The organism is Agrobacterium larrymoorei (genome assembly GCF_030819275.1).
GTDB classification, from domain to species: Bacteria; Pseudomonadota; Alphaproteobacteria; order Rhizobiales; family Rhizobiaceae; genus Agrobacterium; species Agrobacterium larrymoorei_B.
In genome coordinates this window covers 691,797-708,138 of the sequence record NZ_JAUTBL010000001.1, presented here as the reverse complement: position 1 = coordinate 708,138, position 16,342 = coordinate 691,797, and the positions used below count along the sequence as shown (strand labels likewise).

Below are 16,342 nucleotides of genomic sequence, written 5' to 3'. Positions count from 1 at the left end.
GAAAGCGCATTTGAGCAAATCGGTGGCATGTGCGTGAATTCTGTTTTACAAAATTACTGGGCAACAAGAACAACAACGCCGCGTATATTCACGCCAATAGTGGCCCAAGGGAAGAGACAATGAGGGTTCTGCACGTTTTTGAAACGCTACCTGGTGGCCCTGCGACCTATCTGAGAGAGGTCGTGCCCCATCAAGTGGCGAAATACGGAGCGGGGAATGTCAGGGTGATCGTTCCAGATCGTCACCTGTCTCATGCTCAAAACATTCCATCGTCCTGTATTTCCACATTCAGAAGGAACAGCCGTTACACGTCGCTACCGACGCTGGCACGTGCTGTCACGGACGAAGTCATATCCTTTCGCCCGGACGTTGTGCATGCCCATTCGACTTTTGCAGGTCTTGTCGTGCGCTCAGTCGGCGCGGTCAGCCGAAATTTTCCTCCCGTCGTCTACTGTCCCCATGGATGGTCTTTCGACATGGAGACGCTTGGTCCTCTCCGTCCCGTCGCAATGCTGGGCGAGCGTCTGCTAGCGCCGTTCTGCCAGAAGATCGTTGCGATCTCACAGCACGAATATGACAGAGGGATCGGAGCCGGTATTTCTGCCGATCGGATGGTCGTGATTGAAAATGGCTTGTCGAGCAACCGGCCAGTCGCGGTTCCTGTGGAGTGGAACGATCACCGCCTTAAGGTGCTGTTCGTCGGACGTCTGGACCGCCAGAAGGGTGTTGATGTGCTTCTGAAAGCCGCTCAGTCGCTTAATGGCGCGGCGGCTGTCAAAGTCATTGGCGCTTACGTCACGACCAAGGAAGAGCAAAACAGGCCCATTTCTGCTCCTGACAATGTGGAGCTTCTGGGGTGGAAATCACCCGAGGAGATTGCCGGATACATGAACGCCTGCGACGTGGTGGTCATGCCGTCGCGCTGGGAGGGTTTCGGCCTCGTCGCGGTGGAGGCCATGCGCGCCAAGAAACCGGTCATCGCGTCTGCGGTTGGCGGCCTTCGCTCCATCGTCCGCCATGGGCAAACGGGCTTCCTGGTGCCCGCTGAGGATAGTGACGCACTGGCGCAAACGATCGTCATCTGCGACGCGGCGGGTTGGCGCGAGATGGGGCTTGCGGGATATACGCGTTTTCTTGCCCGCTATCAGAGCGACCGGATGAATGATGAGCTCGTTGGTCTTTATGACGAGGTGACGGGTAAGGAAACCGCCGAGGTGCGTGTGCTCGCATGACCACCTTCATCAACGGGCGCTTCCTGACTCAAACGACGAGCGGGGTTCAGCGTTTTGCCCGTGAGGTCGTCATCGCTCTCGACAAACGATTGTCGGAAAAGCCGACGGTGGACAATTGGGTGCTTTTGGTGCCGGAAGGTGCCACGGAAAGGCTGCCTCTTCGCGCGATTACACAGCGCGTTACCGGTCGGTCTTCCGGGCATGTCTGGGAGCAGACAAGCCTTTACCAAGCAGCCCGGCAGGGCAAGCTCATCAACCTTGGAAACAGCGGTCCCGTCCTTCACTCGCGTGCGGTCACAGTCGTCCACGACGCTATGATTTTCCGCACGCCAGAGAATTTTTCGCGTAAATACCGCTTGGTTCACGGCTTGTTGGGCCGTCTTCTTTCGCGCCGCGGAAAAATCGCGACGGTGTCGGAGTTTTCGAGGCAAGAGCTCGAAAGTGCCTTCGGCGCCAAGGATATCGCGGTCGTGTACAACAGTTGCGAGCACATGGCTGCGGTTGCCAGGGATCAGACGGTCGTGTCGCGATTGGGGCTGGAGGATCAGCCCTATCTGTTGTTCGTCGGCTCGCGTACGCCCAACAAGAACCTCAGACGTGCAATGGAAGCCATCCGGATGATGGGTCCAGCCGCGCCCAAGTTCGTTATTGCGGGGCCAGCTGCATCCAGCGTTTTTCAGTCCTACGAGGCGTCCGAACCGAGGGCGAATTCCGGAATCGACAAGGTGGTCTTCACGGGCCGCTTGTCAGATGAGGAGATCGCTGGGCTTTACGCTGGAGCAACAGCGCTTCTTTTTCCGAGTCTCTATGAAGGATTTGGCATTCCGCCGCTGGAGGCGATGCTGTTGGGTTGCCCCGTGCTCGCGTCCGACATTCCGCCAACCCGGGAAGTGTGTGGCGACGCAGCATTGTTTTTCGATCCCTATCGACCGGACGACATGGTTCGCGCGATCAACGAGGTTTTGCACAAGCCGGAACATCGTGTGACGATGATCGAGCGCGGTCACCAGCGTGCGCAAGCGTTTTCCTGGGACAGGAGCGCACAGCGCCTTCTTGAAATTGTCGAACAGCTTTAAGTAAAGTTGAAGATACTCAATGTAATAGTCAGTTGCCATGCGGCAGTTGGAAGAAAGTGAATCCAGTCGATGCGGATTTGTATCGTAGCTCAGACATTCGCGCCCCAGGAAGAGGGTGGTGCGGAGATCGTGGCGCGTATGTGTGCAAAGGAGCTGGCGCGCCATCATGAAGTCTTCGTTCTGTCGCTCGGAATGGCTGGCGACAGGCTGGCGCCGACGGGCGAAACGATGGGTGAAGACGGCATCAGAGTCGTCCGGGTGAATTGGGACAACAGCTACCTACCTGGACATAAAAAGCCGTTGGTCGGACGGTTCGAGAAAGCACGTTGGCATCTCAAGGCGTCGATGGGCGCTGTTTCGGCCCACGAGATTAAGGCGATATTCGCGCGGGAAAGGGTGGACCTTGTCTACGCGCATAATTCAGCACGCATGCAGCCGGCACTCTTCGAGGCCAGCCGACAACTGAACATCCCTTTCTGCATCCATATGCATGATTACGCGCTGATCTGTCCAAAATCGAGCATGTTCAGCGCCGGCGGAAATTGCGATACCGCGTGCTTAAAATGCCGTGTTCTGACATCGAGGCTGAAGTCGGATGGCGAGGGGATGACGGCGATTGCGGTCAGCGAGGCCCTGAAACAGACCTATCTTCGGGCCGGGGTTCTCACCAAAGCGGAATGGCATGTGCTGAGAAACGAGAATCTTCGCGAGGATAAGCTCCATAAGCCCTTTGTCGGACGAGACAGCGCCCGAAGCGAGATCTTTACCTTCGGCTATCTCGGTGCTCTGTCGGAAGAAAAGGGTATTGAAGATCTCATCCGCGCCTTCGTCGACATGCCAAACCGACAGTCTGCCAAGCTTATTATCGCGGGTCGAGGCCGCGAAGATTATGTCCGTTACCTGCAGTCCATCGCCGACGGCGCGCCAATCACCTTTATGGGTTTTACACCGCCGGAGAACGTTTACGGAGTGGCGGACGCTGTTGTTCTACCTTCTCGCTGGCGCGAGCCTCAAAGCCTCATCTTGATCGAGGCGGCGGTTTATGGCGTGCCGCTGATCGCTACCAATCTCGGCGGCACACCCGAGATCGTGCAGTATATGAGAACTGGCTGGTGCTACGATCCGAGCGTAGCTGGTGCTCTCACAGAAGCGATGGAAAAGGCGCTGAGGATCGGCCATGGACATTGGTGGGCTGAGCGCGACCACCTTTTCCCCGGTATTCGAAACTTCAAAGGCACAGCTGAAGCATCACGCTATTATGAAAGATTGAACGGACTTCTTATCGAAGCTCAGAGACAAGATCGTCTCCATCTGCAAGCTCTGTAAAATAGTCGTCTGGGAAACTCGTAGTCTCTTTAGAGTTTATTTAGCCGATTGTCCGATTTTGCTTCCACTCCATGGATGGGACTAGGGGAATTGAACATGAGCGCCGGCTTTTCTTCGGGCAATATGTCTTTGTCTATGCAGCAGACATCTGTCGACTATCCGGTTACGTTTGCGAACACAGTCGGTCTTTTCAAGCCCGCAGACGTAGTCTTGCGCGGCGAGGGTACCGACTCGGCGGTTCTGTTCGTCAGTTCATGGGGCTTTGAAGAATTGTGCGCACGTAAATTCTGGCGATTGCTTGCCGGCGATCTCGCAGCGCGTGGTCTGCCAAGCATGCGCTTCGACTATCCCGGAACAGGTGACGCAATTGACACGGTCGATGACGACAACGGTCTCGATCTATGGCTCGATAGCATTCGCGCCGCGGCATCCAAGCTGCGGGAATTGTCACAGGCCCGCCACTTGATCCTCATCGGCCATGGCCTTGGCGCCCTGCTGGCCTGGAAAGCTGCTGAGACGATAGAGAATGTGGTTGGTCTTGCGCTCGCCGCTCCCGCATTGTCCGGGCGTCACTGGCTTCGAGAATTCGTGGCGTTGAGCCGTGTCGCCAATCCAGACGCCTTGCAGCACAGAACGCCTGCATCCGGCCCGGCCATGGGTGAACAGATCTTTCCTGACGCTTTGGCTGCAAGCCTTCGCACCGTCACCTTATCAGCTTCCACCCGTGCTCCCGCACCCAGTATTCTTCTCTTGAAGCAGGAAAACCGTCCGGCAGACGAGCAATTTGCAAACCATCTTGCCGCTCTCGATGTCGAGCTTCGCGCCCAAGTCTTTCCCGACTACAACAAGTTCGTTCGGGACGTGCTTTTCTCGGTTCCGTCTGTCAGAGCCATTGAGACGCTTGCTGGTTGGGCTGCTGACGTTGCGGCAAAGCACGGCGACAGAAACAACACGCTGCGCCAAGACGGCTTTTCCGAACTTCTGATTCCTCAAAAGTTGAAGGGAAGTGGATTTCAGGAGCGCCCTGTCCGGTTCGGCAATCACCAGCGACTCTATGGTATTATGTGTGAACCGCTTGGTCAGCGACAAGGTGCAACAGTCATCGTCGCTCCAACGGGCTGTGAGCGTATGTCGGGCTGGGGCCGCATATCAGCCCAGATGTGCAGAGAACTTGCCCGCCAAGGCATCGCCTCGCTACGCTTCGATGGAGCCAATGTTGCCGATAGTCCTCCCGCTGAGGGCGCGCCGGATCAGATTCTTTATCATGCCAGCCAGTTGGCCGATGTCCGGGCTGCTGTCGATTTTCTCGAAGCGGAGAACCATTTTCCCGTAGTCGTGACGGGACGTTGCAGCGGCGCGTGGGTCGCCTTCAAAAGCGCGATAAAGGACCCGCGGATCAAGGGTTGCGTGCCGGTCAACATCTATGATCTTTATATTCCAGACGACGTGGATGTGAACCTGTTTCTCCGCTCAACCCGTCAGTCGCTCTCTGGATATGGCACCAAGTTCATGAGCGGGGCGCTCTGGAAGCGTGTGATGCGGGGTGACGTGCGCGTGGTAAGCGCGCTCTGCAATCTGTCCAAGGCGTTCCTGGGGAAGGCGTTTTCCTTTCTTACTCCGCTCTCGGTTAAGTACCCTTATTTTTCTGACCGTGCCCGTTCCCTCTCAAGCGACTTCGGCAGGCTTGCCGCAAACGATACGAAGGTCACTCTGATCTACTCTGAGGGAGATGCCGGTTTCGGCATGCTTGAGCGCAATTTTTGTGGGCGCGGGCGTCTTTTGAGGGGGCCATACGGCAACCCTAAGATCGTCACCATTCCGAGGGCCGATCACAACCTCACCACTGCCGAGGCTCGTGAGGCTTGGACGCAAGAGGTGAGGACCGTCGCCCTTCAGCTGCAACCCAAGCATTAAGATATGTTGCCCCCACGGCGACGAAAAGCTGTCACCGTACCGCTGTCATCCTTGACGTAGCCTCAAAAGAAAAGCGCGCCATCTGATTTAAGTTCAGATGACGCGCTCATTGTTTTCAATGGTGAGTATCAAGCCTGTTCGAAAACGCCGTGGCAGTGCTTGTACTTCTTGCCGGATCCACAGGGGCAGGCTTCGTTGCGGCCGACCTTGCCCCATGTGGACGGATCGTTTGGATTGCGCTGTTCCGGTGGAACATAGACGTCGCCATTGCCCGCGGATGCGGCGGCAAATTCATCCTCACCGGTGAGCGGGTCGAGATGATGCGCCGTCATTTCCGGCAGTTCGGCCGGTGGTGGCGGATCGCGCATCAGTTCAACACGCATCAACTGGGCTGTAACCGCTTCGCGCAGATTGGCGAGCAAGGCCTGGAAGAGTTCGAAGGCTTCCGCCTTGTATTCCTGAAGCGGATCGCGCTGCGCATAGCCGCGGAAGCCGACGACGGAACGCAGGTGATCGAGGTTGACGATGTGCTCGCGCCACAGGTGATCGATCGTCTGAAGAATGACCGAGCGTTCGACGTAGGTCATCACTTCGGGACCGAAACGTTCGGCCTTATCTGCCATGACCTTGTCCGCAGCCTCGGTAATGCGCTGAAGAATATCGTCCTCAGCAATACCCTCTTCCTTGGCCCAATCATCGAGCGGCAGATCCAGGTTGAGGGACTGCTGAACGCCAGCCTTCAGCCCTGCGATATCCCACTGTTCCGCATAGGCATTTTCAGGGATGTGCTTGCCGACGAGAGCTTCGATCACTTCGTTGCGCATGTCCGCTGCGGTTTCACCGATATTATCGGCTTCCATCAGTTCGAGGCGTTGTTCGAAGATGACCTTACGCTGATCGTTCAAAACGTCGTCGTATTTCAGCAGGTTCTTACGCGTTTCGAAGTTGCGGGCTTCGACCTTCTTCTGCGCGCGTTCCAGAGCCTTGTTGATCCACGGATGGACGATGGCTTCGCCTTCCTTGAGGCCCAGCTTCTGCAGCATCGAATCCATACGGTCGGAGCCGAAGATGCGCATCAGGTCGTCCTGGAGCGACAGGTAGAACTTTGAACGACCTGGGTCGCCTTGGCGACCGGAACGGCCGCGCAGCTGATTGTCGATACGGCGGCTTTCGTGGCGCTCGGTGGCGATGACGTAAAGACCGCCACCGGCAAGCGCCTTTTCCTTCAACACCTTGATCTCGTCGCGGATCGCCTGCTCCTTGGCGTCACGCTCTGGTCCTGGCTCCATGCCTTCCAGCTCGCGCTCAAGGCGCATATCGACGTTACCGCCAAGCTGAATATCCGTGCCGCGGCCTGCCATGTTGGTGGCAATGGTCACAGCGCCGGGAACGCCTGCCTGCGAGACGATATAGGCTTCCTGCTCGTGATAGCGGGCGTTCAGAACCTGGAAGTTCTCAAAGCCTGTCTGGCGCAGCATGGTGGCGAGCAGTTCGGACTTTTCGATCGAGGTCGTACCGACGAGAACCGGCTGATTGCGCTCATGCGCTGCACGGATCTCTTCGATGATCGCCTTGAACTTTTCTTCGCCGGTCCGGTAAACCTCGTCGTCTTCGTCGATACGCTGGATCGGCAGGTTAGTCGGGACCTCCACGACGTCGAGGCCGTAGATGTTGTTGAATTCTTCCGCTTCCGTCGAGGCCGTACCCGTCATGCCCGCAAGCTTGGTGTACATGCGGAAGTAGTTCTGGAAGGTGACGGAAGACAGCGTCTGGTTTTCCGGCTGGATCTGCACCTTCTCCTTGGCTTCAAGCGCCTGGTGCTGACCTTCGGAGTAACGGCGGCCCGGCATCATACGGCCGGTAAATTCGTCGATGATGACGATCTCGCCATTGCGGACGATGTAGTCCTTGTCGCGCTGGAAGAGCTTGTGGGCCTTCAGAGCGTTGTTGATGTGGTGAACGATCGCAACGTTCTCGACATCATAGAGCGATTCACCCTTGAGAAGGCCTGCCTGGCGCAGAAGATTTTCGAGCTTCTCGGTGCCCTCTTCGGAGAAGTTTGCGGAGCGCTGCTTCTCGTCAATTTCATAATCGTCTGGCGTCAGCATCGGGATGAAGGCATCGATCGTATTGTAGAGATCGGAGCGGTCATCCAGCGGACCGGAAATGATCAGCGGCGTGCGCGCTTCGTCGACGAGAATGGAATCGACTTCGTCGACGATGGCGTAGTTGTGGCCGCGCTGGACCATCTGCGCCTTGTCATACTTCATGTTATCGCGAAGATAGTCGAAGCCAAGCTCGTTGTTCGTCGCATAGGTGATGTCGCAGGCATAAGCTGCGCGACGCTCGTCGTCGTCCAGACCATGCACGATGACGCCAGTGGTCAGGCCGAGGAAGCCGTAGAGGCGTCCCATGATACTGGCGTCGCGCTTGGCGAGGTAATCGTTGACCGTCACCACATGCACGCCCTTGCCGGCAAGGGCATTCAGATAAACGGCAAGGGTTGCCACCAGCGTCTTACCTTCACCCGTCTTCATTTCGGCGATGGCGCCCTGGTGCAGAATCATACCGCCGGTCAGCTGAACGTCGAAGGGACGCATGCCGAGTACGCGGCGCGAGGCCTCACGCGCAACGGCGAAGGCGGGGATCAGCAGGCTGTCGAGCGTCTTGCCTTCGGCAAGTTGCTGACGGAATTCCACTGTCTTTGCGGCAAGCGCTTCATCCGAGAGCGCTTTCATCTCATCTTCGAGCGCGCCGATGGCTGCAATATTGGTGCGATAGGAACGAACGCGGCGATCGTTTGACGAGCCAAACAATTTGCGGGCGATACCGCCGAGACTGACCATCCAACTGGCCCTTTCTGAAATTTCGTTTCGTCGGGCGCTTTATGCGTCATCGGCAATAACGCACAAATGACGGACGACACCCCGAAACGCATCTGGACGCGAGATTGCGTGACAGATAAGAGGGGGGGCAAATGATGTCAACGGTTCTGCCCGTTACAGAATGGCCACATTCCGGTGTTTGGAAGTTTTTTCAGCCGGAAAACCACGTCTGGAGCCGGCTTTGTCTCCGAAAGGTTCAATATGTTGCGCTACAATAGAATCGCCGCTGCCGTGATCGTGGCCGGTCTTGGTCTTCACTTCCCTGCTTTCGCAGCGGAAGACGCCGTGGTGGCCACGGTTGGCGATCTCGAGATTCGTCAGTCGGAACTCGATCTGGCCATGAGCAATCTCGACTCCCAGCTGGCCCAGCTTCCAGATGAGCAGAAGAAGGTTGCCGCTCTTTCCAGCGCGATCGAAGTGAAGCTGCTGGTTGAGGGCGCGACTGCCGAAGGTCTTGACAAGACCGACGACTTCAAGAAGCGCCTGAACTTCATCTCCGACCGCGAATTGCACAACGCCTATTTCCGCAAGCACGTGGCTGACGCCATCACCGACGCCGAGGTGAAGGCCCGTTACGACAAGGAAGTCGCCGCACTTCCGAAGGAAGAAGAAGTCAAGGCTGCCCACATTCTGGTTGCGACGGAAGAAGAAGCCAAGGACGTGATCAAGCAGCTCGATGCCGGCAAGGATTTTGCCGAATTGGCAAAGGAAAAGTCGACCGACTCCAACAAGGACGACGGCGGCGATCTCGGCTGGTTTGGCAAGGGCCGCATGGTTCCGGAATTCGAGGAAGCCGCCTTCAAGCTGGAGAAGGGCACCTACACCAAGGAGCCGGTCAAATCGCAGTTCGGCTTCCATGTGATCAAGGTCGAAGACAAGCGTATTTCGCCACCGCCAGCGTTCGATCAGGTCGAGCCGCAGGTTCGCCAGCTTGTCATGCGCGACAAGTATATGGATCTCATCAAGAAGGCTAAGGCCGAACAGAAGATCGATATCAAGGACGAGACGCTCCGCAAGGAATATGACGAAGTCAATAAGGCACAAGACGCTCAGCCGCAGCAGTAAGTGCCTCACACATAATAAGGGCGGCGCTGAGCCGCCCTTTTCTCACTTTCAGCTTATCTTCTCAACGCAGGTCGATTTCCATGTCCGCTGCCGTCTCCCCCCTTGCTCCAAAATCCTATCCTGAGATGCCCGTCATCCGCGGTGTGCGCATGGCGACGGCTGCCGCTGGCATCAAGTACAAGAACCGAACCGACGTTCTCTTGATGGTGTTTGACGAACCGGCCACCGTTGCGGGTGTGTTCACCAAGTCCCGTTGTCCGTCCGCGCCCGTCGACTATTGCCGAGCCAACCTTCCGGGCGGCATTGCGCGAGCCGTCGTGGTCAATTCCGGAAACGCAAACGCCTTCACCGGACAAAAAGGCAAGGCCGCGACCGACCTCACGGGCAAATCCGCCGCAGCTGCTGTCGGATGCAGCGAACGAGAAGTCTTCCTGGCGTCCACCGGTGTGATCGGCGAGCCGCTCGATGCCTCGAAATTTGCCGGCGTTCTCGATCAGATGAATACGGATGCCAAGGGTGATTTCTGGTTCGAGGCCGCAAAGGCCATTATGACCACGGACACCTATCCGAAAGTCGCAACCCGCACCGCCGAGATCGGCGGCGTCAAGGTCACGATCAATGGTATCGCCAAGGGCGCTGGCATGATTGCACCCGATATGGCGACCATGCTTTCTTATGTCGTCACTGACGCGGACATTGCGTCGCTTGCCTTGCAGGCGCTTCTTTCCGCAGGCGTCGGCCCGACCTTCAACTCCGTGACGGTCGACAGCGATACATCAACGTCTGACACCCTGATGCTGTTTGCCACCGGCGCTGCCGCAGCCGAAGGTCAGGCGCGTATTGAAAATGCCGATGACGCGAAGCTCGAAGGCTTTCGCGCTGCCCTCAACGATCTTCTGAAAGATCTCGCTCTTCAGGTCGTGCGTGACGGCGAAGGTGCGCGCAAGATGGTGGAGGTCACGGTCACTGGCGCTGAAAGCGATGCTGCCGCCAAGAAGATCGCGCTTTCCATCGCCAACTCTCCGCTGGTGAAAACCGCAGTTGCCGGAGAAGACGCCAATTGGGGCCGCATCGTCATGGCCGTCGGTAAATCCGGCGAGCTTGCCGATCGTGATCGGCTCGCCATCTCGTTTGGACATGTGCGCGTTGCCGTCAATGGTGAACGCGACCCGGCCTATTCCGAAGCGGAGGCCAGTGCGGTGATGAAGCAGCAGGATATTCCGGTGAAGGTGGATATCGGGCTCGGCAATGGCAAGGCAACAGTTTGGACTTGCGATCTCACCAAGGAATATGTCGAAATCAACGGCGACTACCGGAGCTAAACGGTGGAGGCCAAACCTATGCATAGCAGTGCCGTCAATTTGCCGCTCGTTCGCCGTCTGGAGGCGGTGAGCTTTCGTGCTTGGCCGGCTTCATCGGTCATCTATGACGGCAGTTGGCAGATCCGGCTGACGGGCTCGCATCCATCCAAGCGCATCAACTGCGTCGTGCCCCTGGACCCTTCCGATTACGGCAATTGCGGTGTGCGGCTTGAAAAGGCGCGCAGACGATTCGAGGATTTCGGCAGACCGCTGATCATTCGCGAAACAACGCTTATGCCTTCAGAATTGAGGGCTCATCTCTACGACAATGGCTGGACTGTTTTCGAAGAGGTGAAGGTGATGACGGCTGACCTCGTCCATGCCGAATTACCGGAGACGATGGCTCATCTTCCCACTCATGACATCGGCCGGTTCGTTGAAGCGAGTCTCAAGGTGGGGAATGAAGACCCATCCCTCCGCTCGCCGATTGCCGAGATCGTCAGTTCGATCAAGCCCAATCTCGGCCTCTTCATCAAGGAAGAGGTGGAGGGTGATCCACACGCCACCGTTATCTGCGTTCAGGACAATGATCTCGCAGGTCTTCTGTCGCTCGAAGTGGCGAGTGCAGCGCGCCGCAAAGGCGTGGGCCGTGAAATTCTGACCTCTGCACTGCGTTGGGCTCGGATCAGCGGCGCAAAGACCGCGTGGCTGCAGGTCGTCTCGACCAATGTGCCGGCGCTCGCTCTTTATGAGACGTTCGGTTTCGAAGAGGCCTATACCTATCGCTATTGGGGCAAGGACGACCCGTGATGGATGAGCCGCTCAAGAAGATCCTGCTGGTTGCGGCCTGTGCCCTCGTGGATCAGGATGGGCGGATACTTTTGGCCCAGAGACCTGAGGGCAAGTCGCTTGCTGGGCTCTGGGAGTTTCCCGGCGGCAAGGTGGAGCAGGGCGAAACGCCTGAAGAGACATTGGTGCGTGAACTGAACGAAGAGCTGGGCATTACCACCAAGATTGCATGCCTCGCACCGCTCACCTTTGCCAGCCACACCTACGAGACATTTCATCTCTTAATGCCGCTGTATGTCTGCCGTCGCTATGAAGGCATACCGCATGGCCGGGAAGGGCAGACCGTTAAATGGGTCAGGCCACAGGCTTTGCGCGATTACCCTATGCCGCCCGCCGACGAGCCTCTCATTCCTTATCTTCAGGACCTCCTCTAAAATTCCTGTGATAAGAACGAAAATCGGTTCTTTTCAACAGGCCTGCGCGTCCTGAAACGGCACGCCGTTAACCGATCGTTTAGCAAGCTCTGGCAAATTGCAGTGCTGAAGATTTGGTAAATGGCGCGTAGCGAGGCCGAGTATGAATGAGGATTTCTGGAAGACCGTTGAAGACCGCCAGTCTTATTCCGCCAAGTCACGCCGGATCGGCGTTTTGAACGTTGCTCTTCTGTTTGGTATGGTGGCCATTGCGCTTTCGCTGATCGTAACACCGATGCTGGCTGGCAAGACCTCACCGGCCCGCTTTGCACAGGTGCCGGACAATATCGATATGATCAGCACCGGTTCGATCAAGCGCGGCGATCAGCCATCTACTTACAGCATTCGCCGCAGCATCACGCAGCCGATGCCGGGCTCCGTCTGCATTGTCGATGGATATTCCAGCGGTCGCGACTGCTGAGAAGCCGTCAGAGCATCAGCCCTGAACGCGGAACCGATATCGCAAAGCGCGATGCGCAGATGCGACTGAAGACAGGGCGTCTCATGATCTGCCAGATGCGTGAGACGATTTAACCGTCTCTTCCGTAATTTCACATCGTTTCATGTCGTTCGCAACGTCTCGTAGAAATGCTACGGACGCGGTAACGAAATCGACATCTCCTCGGCGCATCCTTGGACGCATGTTGATTTCGAGGCGATTATATTGCGTCTGTCCGGCAGGGATTTGCGATTTGTACGGGAAACATAATATCTGGCGTTACTTTCGGAATTTTGCAGCCGACAAGCGCGGCGCGACCGCAGTGGAATATGGTCTTCTGATCGGCATCATTGGCGGCGCCTTGATCCTCGGGCTGACAAATGTGCGCGACGGTCTTCTGGGTGTCTTCACCGCGGTTGTCAACGCGCTGAACAGCGCCATGTCATCCTGACGGCCAGTCTGTTTTACGTACGGAGAAGCCCGTTCTCAGGAGCTTTTTGCCTTTAGCGCATCCGCAAGCCTGACATTGGCCGAACCTGGTTTCAGCGGCTTCTGCTGGCTCTCATGCGGTGCCCAGCCGGACATGTAGATGATGGAGAAGGTCGCCCTGATCCGACCGTCCGGATCGCTGTACCGTTCCGCGTAAAGCTCCGCTGCACGCATGAAGAAGCGGCGGGTAAGCGGAATGCGGCTGCGGCCCTTAAGCGGGTTTGCCATTCCCATGGCGCGCAGGTCGCGCATCAAAGGGAAGATGGAATCGTAGCGCACCGTATAGGTTTCCGTATCCGTGACCGGCAAGGCAAATCCGGCGCGCTGCAAGAGCGCACCGATATCGCGCACATCGGCAAAGGGGATGACGCGTGGGCTTGCGCCGCCAAGCAGTTCCACCTCTGTCGCCAGAAGAACGTCGCGAAGTTCCTGCAGCGTGCCGCTGCCGGGAAGGGCGGCCAGAAACAGGCCATCCGGCTTGAGTGCCTTGCGGATCTGGATCAGCGTTCCCGGTGTGTCATTGGTCAAATGCAAAGACAATGGCGAGATAACGAGATTGGCGGATGCAGGATCTAGCGCTAAATCTTCAAGGGATGCGACCTTCGCCTTCGCCTCACGGCCAAGAAAATCCTCACTGGTCTCGATGCGGGTCATCGAGCCCACCTTACCTGTCTCCATGACCCGACGAGCGGTAACGCCCGTTGCGCCGTGAAGCTCGATTGCTGCATCGAAATGCCGCTCGACAATGGCAATCCGGTCGGCAATTTCGTCTGCCGCTATATCCAGCAGAAAATGAGCCTGGCGATCTCCGAGCTGCCATGCGCGCTCGCGATGCCGTTTGATGAGATCGGGGTCGAAGAGAATGTCCATTGGCGAACCTGTCATAACTTTGCTGTCGCAAAGGCACCCCTTTCCCCCTATTGTCAAGCGAAGGGGCGCAAGGGGAAGGCGATGGTTTCAAGGCAGATTGTCGTGCAGCCTCTGCATTGGTTGCTTAGAGGTGTCAGTAACCTGATCTACCCGCCGGCCTGTGCCGGCTGTGGTTGCGCTACAGGTGGCGCCGGGGCATTCTGTGTTCAATGCTGGCCAGAGATAAAATTCATCGAGCGGCCCTATTGCGAGGTTTTGGGCATTCCATTTGTCTATGACCACGGTGAAGGGATGGTCAGCGCTGAAGCGATATCCAATCCACCGAGCTTCGATCGCCTCAGATCCGCGACAATTTACGACGGGCCAGCCCGCAAGTTGGTCCACCAATTAAAGTATCAGGACCGCACGGATCTCGCGGGCCTGATGGCGTTATGGATGGCGCGTGCAGGCGGCGCACCGCTTAGCGAATGCGATTGCATCATTCCTGTTCCGCTTCATCGCTGGCGGTTTTTCTCGCGCCGTTTCAATCAGTCCGCCGAGCTCGCGCGCCATCTCGCGGAGATTGCCAACAAGCCTTTCCTTCCGGCAACTCTGATCAGGGTGAAGTCGACCAGCCGTCAGGTCGGCCTCTCGGCCGTTGCGCGGAGGAAAAATGTCCAAGGTGCCTTTGCGCTTTCGCCCGCGCGGGAGGGCGAGATTTTTGGCAAGCGCGTGGTGCTTGTGGATGATGTCTACACCACTGGCGCGACAGTCTCGGCGGCCGCGAAGCGGCTCAAAAAATCAGGCGCGGCGGAAGTCACTGTTTTGACCTTTGCAATGGCCATATCCGGGCCTATATGACATGCCAACTTCGTGGTCCACGCAGATTTAGAGGTTCAGATATATGGCATCCGTTACGATCTATACGCGCGATTTCTGCGGCTATTGCGCCCGCGCCAAGGCGCTGCTGCAAAGCAAGAATGTGAACTTCACCGAATATAATGCGACGGAAAACCCGCAGTATCGTCAGGAGATGATGGACAAGTCCGGTCGCAACACCTTTCCGCAAATCTTTATCGGTGAGCAGCATGTCGGTGGCTGCGACGATCTTCATGCGCTTGATCGGGACGGAAAGCTCGATCCGCTTCTTGCTGCATAACGGCAGATCATTTGAAATGGACATTGGGAAGAGAGACATGAGTTTCAAGGCCGCCGCAATCCAGATGTGCTCGGGAACCGATCCCAAGCGAAACGCCGAAGCGATGGAAAGGCTTATCCGCGAGGCGGTCGCGCAAGGCGCCGTCTATGTGCAGACGCCGGAGATGACGGGCGCTTTGCAGCGCGACCGTGCCGCACTTCAGGCCGTTCTGAAAGACGAGACTTGCGACATCATCGTTGCAACCGCGGCGAAGCTTGCGCGGGAACTCGGGGTCTATGTGCATGTCGGCTCGACCGCAATTGCGCGCCCCGACGGCAAGATCGCCAATCGTGGTTTTCTCTTCGCACCGGACGGCGACCGCATCTGCACCTATGACAAGATTCACATGTTCGATGTCGATCTCGACAATGGCGAAAGCTGGCGTGAAAGCGCTACCTACCAGCCGGGTGAAGCGGCACGCATCGCGGAATTGCCTCTGGCGACCTTCGGCTTTGCCATCTGCTACGATGTGCGTTTCCCCTCGCTCTTCCGGGCTGAAGCCGTCGCTGGCGCGCAGGTCCTGACGGTTCCCGCGGCCTTCACCAAGCAGACGGGCGAAGCGCATTGGGAAATTCTTCTGCGTGCCCGCGCGATCGAGAATGGTGCCTTTGTCATTGCCGCGGCGCAAGGCGGCCAGCATGAGGATGGCCGTGAGACCTTCGGGCATTCCATGATCATCGATCCATGGGGCAAGGTTCTGGCGGCTGCCGGAGGTGTTGGCGAAGAGATCATCGTTGCCGATATTGATCCCGCACAGGTCTCTGCCGTTCGGGGCAAGATTCCGAATCTGAAGAACGCGCGTGATTTTCAACTCGATACCGTGGCCTCCAGTGCGGCTTCCCGGAGTGCACTTGCTTGATACGCTACTCGCTGACCTGTGAACATGCGCATGCCTTCGAGGGATGGTTCTCGGGCAGCGCCGATTTCGACAGCCAAGTCGAACGCGGGCTCATCAGCTGTCCGGTTTGCAATTCGCAAGCCATCAGCAAGACATTGATGGCGCCTTCCGTCTCGACGGGACGGAAGAAGGACGCCATGCGCACACTCGCCATGGATACGGCGCAGAAGGAAGTTCTGACGAAGATCAAGGAAGCGGTTGCCGCAATTCGCGCTAATGCCGAGGATGTTGGCGACAAGTTTGCCGAAGAGGCGCGCAAGATCCATTATGGCGAAGTAGAAGAGCGCGGCATTATCGGTCAAGCGTCGCTTGAGGACGCCAGAGCACTGCTTGAAGAGGGGATTGAGGTTGCACCTCTTCCCGTTCTTCCTGACGACGTGAATTGATAGTATGCCGAGTAATCGCCGT

The 16,342-nt window shown here is 57.2% G+C and carries 16 protein-coding genes; 14 read left to right on the top strand and 2 right to left on the bottom strand.

What is annotated here, in order from left to right:
• Window positions 1–119 precede the first annotated feature (119 nt).
• From QE408_RS03165 to QE408_RS03150, 4 genes are all read left to right on the top strand, one after another.
• Window positions 120–1,232 carry a glycosyltransferase gene (locus tag QE408_RS03165; protein WP_306928472.1) on the top strand — a complete coding sequence of 371 codons (1,113 nt, stop codon included), beginning with the start codon at window positions 120–122 and terminating at the stop codon, window positions 1,230–1,232.
• Entirely contained in the window at window positions 1,229–2,308 is a 1,080-nt protein-coding gene (locus tag QE408_RS03160; protein WP_306928470.1) for a glycosyltransferase family 4 protein, read from the top strand. Before QE408_RS03165 ends, QE408_RS03160 begins: the two co-directional genes overlap by 4 nt.
• Before the next feature lie 69 nt (window positions 2,309–2,377).
• A complete protein-coding gene (locus QE408_RS03155) occupies window positions 2,378–3,634 on the top strand; it encodes a glycosyltransferase (RefSeq protein WP_306928468.1) in 1,257 nt (418 codons plus the stop codon).
• Window positions 3,635–3,730: 96 nt separating this feature from the next.
• Window positions 3,731–5,548, top strand: coding sequence for an alpha/beta fold hydrolase (locus tag QE408_RS03150; protein ID WP_306928466.1), 1,818 nt, complete (start codon window positions 3,731–3,733; stop codon window positions 5,546–5,548).
• Between the two features lie 128 nt (window positions 5,549–5,676).
• Here the strand turns inward: QE408_RS03150 and secA are convergent, their stop codons facing one another.
• Window positions 5,677–8,394 carry a preprotein translocase subunit SecA gene (gene secA / locus QE408_RS03145; RefSeq protein WP_306928464.1) on the bottom strand — a complete coding sequence of 906 codons (2,718 nt, stop codon included), beginning with the start codon at window positions 8,392–8,394 and terminating at the stop codon, window positions 5,677–5,679.
• 240 nt (window positions 8,395–8,634) lie between these two features.
• Between secA and QE408_RS03140 the strand changes: the two genes are divergently transcribed.
• The 6 genes from QE408_RS03140 (at window position 8,635) to QE408_RS03115 (ending at window position 12,951) form a co-directional block, all read left to right on the top strand.
• Window positions 8,635–9,498: a peptidylprolyl isomerase gene (locus QE408_RS03140; RefSeq protein ID WP_306928462.1), complete on the top strand. Its 864-nt coding sequence runs from the start codon at window positions 8,635–8,637 to the stop codon at window positions 9,496–9,498.
• A gap of 80 nt (window positions 9,499–9,578) precedes the next feature.
• Window positions 9,579–10,820 carry a bifunctional glutamate N-acetyltransferase/amino-acid acetyltransferase ArgJ gene (argJ, locus tag QE408_RS03135; protein WP_306928460.1) on the top strand — a complete coding sequence of 414 codons (1,242 nt, stop codon included), beginning with the start codon at window positions 9,579–9,581 and terminating at the stop codon, window positions 10,818–10,820.
• A gap of 18 nt (window positions 10,821–10,838) precedes the next feature.
• Window positions 10,839–11,609 (top strand): GNAT family N-acetyltransferase, encoded by a 771-nt coding sequence (locus QE408_RS03130; protein ID WP_306928458.1) that lies wholly within the window; start codon window positions 10,839–10,841, stop codon window positions 11,607–11,609.
• Window positions 11,609–12,022 carry an 8-oxo-dGTP diphosphatase MutT gene (mutT, locus tag QE408_RS03125; RefSeq protein ID WP_306928457.1) on the top strand — a complete coding sequence of 138 codons (414 nt, stop codon included), beginning with the start codon at window positions 11,609–11,611 and terminating at the stop codon, window positions 12,020–12,022. Before QE408_RS03130 ends, mutT begins: the two co-directional genes overlap by 1 nt.
• Window positions 12,023–12,164: 142 nt before the next feature.
• On the top strand, window positions 12,165–12,482 hold the full coding sequence (locus tag QE408_RS03120) for a hypothetical protein (RefSeq protein WP_306928455.1): 318 nt from the start codon (window positions 12,165–12,167) through the stop codon (window positions 12,480–12,482).
• Between the two features lie 271 nt (window positions 12,483–12,753).
• A complete protein-coding gene (locus QE408_RS03115; protein WP_306928454.1) occupies window positions 12,754–12,951 on the top strand; it encodes a Flp family type IVb pilin in 198 nt (65 codons plus the stop codon).
• Between the two features lie 35 nt (window positions 12,952–12,986).
• Here QE408_RS03115 and QE408_RS03110 read toward each other — a convergent pair whose 3' ends face one another.
• Window positions 12,987–13,859 carry a methyltransferase domain-containing protein gene (locus tag QE408_RS03110; protein WP_306928453.1) on the bottom strand — a complete coding sequence of 291 codons (873 nt, stop codon included), beginning with the start codon at window positions 13,857–13,859 and terminating at the stop codon, window positions 12,987–12,989.
• Between the two features lie 81 nt (window positions 13,860–13,940).
• Here QE408_RS03110 and QE408_RS03105 point away from each other — a divergent pair, with 81 nt between their 5' ends.
• Genes QE408_RS03105 through QE408_RS03090 form a run of 4 tightly spaced genes read left to right on the top strand, consistent with a single transcriptional unit; the run spans window position 13,941 to window position 16,320 of the window.
• Window positions 13,941–14,699, top strand: coding sequence for a ComF family protein (locus QE408_RS03105; RefSeq protein ID WP_306930172.1), 759 nt, complete (start codon window positions 13,941–13,943; stop codon window positions 14,697–14,699).
• 43 nt (window positions 14,700–14,742) lie between these two features.
• Window positions 14,743–14,997, top strand: coding sequence for a glutaredoxin 3 (gene grxC / locus QE408_RS03100; RefSeq protein ID WP_062423982.1), 255 nt, complete (start codon window positions 14,743–14,745; stop codon window positions 14,995–14,997).
• A gap of 37 nt (window positions 14,998–15,034) precedes the next feature.
• The gene (locus tag QE408_RS03095; RefSeq protein ID WP_306928450.1) at window positions 15,035–15,895 is read left to right on the top strand and encodes a carbon-nitrogen hydrolase family protein; all 861 of its coding nucleotides are present in this window, start codon (window positions 15,035–15,037) and stop codon (window positions 15,893–15,895) included.
• Window positions 15,892–16,320, top strand: coding sequence for a DUF1178 family protein (locus QE408_RS03090; protein ID WP_306928448.1), 429 nt, complete (start codon window positions 15,892–15,894; stop codon window positions 16,318–16,320). Before QE408_RS03095 ends, QE408_RS03090 begins: the two co-directional genes overlap by 4 nt.
• The last annotated feature ends 22 nt before the right edge of the window (window positions 16,321–16,342 follow it).

Bases quoted from the DNA above. Each gene is read 5' to 3' on its own strand.
- QE408_RS03155 (WP_306928468.1), top strand. From the start codon at position 2,378: ATGCGGATTTGTATCGTAGCTCAGACATTCGCGCCCCAGGAAGAGGGT.
- QE408_RS03165 (WP_306928472.1), top strand. From the start codon at position 120: ATGAGGGTTCTGCACGTTTTTGAAACGCTACCTGGTGGCCCTGCGACC.
- QE408_RS03105 (WP_306930172.1), top strand. From the start codon at position 13,941: ATGGTTTCAAGGCAGATTGTCGTGCAGCCTCTGCATTGGTTGCTTAGA.
- QE408_RS03130 (WP_306928458.1), top strand. From the start codon at position 10,839: ATGCATAGCAGTGCCGTCAATTTGCCGCTCGTTCGCCGTCTGGAGGCG.
- secA (WP_306928464.1), bottom strand. From the start codon at position 8,394: ATGGTCAGTCTCGGCGGTATCGCCCGCAAATTGTTTGGCTCGTCAAAC.
- QE408_RS03140 (WP_306928462.1), top strand. From the start codon at position 8,635: ATGTTGCGCTACAATAGAATCGCCGCTGCCGTGATCGTGGCCGGTCTT.
- argJ (WP_306928460.1), top strand. From the start codon at position 9,579: ATGTCCGCTGCCGTCTCCCCCCTTGCTCCAAAATCCTATCCTGAGATG.
- QE408_RS03150 (WP_306928466.1), top strand. From the start codon at position 3,731: ATGAGCGCCGGCTTTTCTTCGGGCAATATGTCTTTGTCTATGCAGCAG.
- mutT (WP_306928457.1), top strand. From the start codon at position 11,609: ATGGATGAGCCGCTCAAGAAGATCCTGCTGGTTGCGGCCTGTGCCCTC.
- QE408_RS03120 (WP_306928455.1), top strand. From the start codon at position 12,165: ATGAATGAGGATTTCTGGAAGACCGTTGAAGACCGCCAGTCTTATTCC.
- QE408_RS03095 (WP_306928450.1), top strand. From the start codon at position 15,035: ATGAGTTTCAAGGCCGCCGCAATCCAGATGTGCTCGGGAACCGATCCC.
- QE408_RS03110 (WP_306928453.1), bottom strand. From the start codon at position 13,859: ATGGACATTCTCTTCGACCCCGATCTCATCAAACGGCATCGCGAGCGC.
- QE408_RS03160 (WP_306928470.1), top strand. From the start codon at position 1,229: ATGACCACCTTCATCAACGGGCGCTTCCTGACTCAAACGACGAGCGGG.
- grxC (WP_062423982.1), top strand. From the start codon at position 14,743: ATGGCATCCGTTACGATCTATACGCGCGATTTCTGCGGCTATTGCGCC.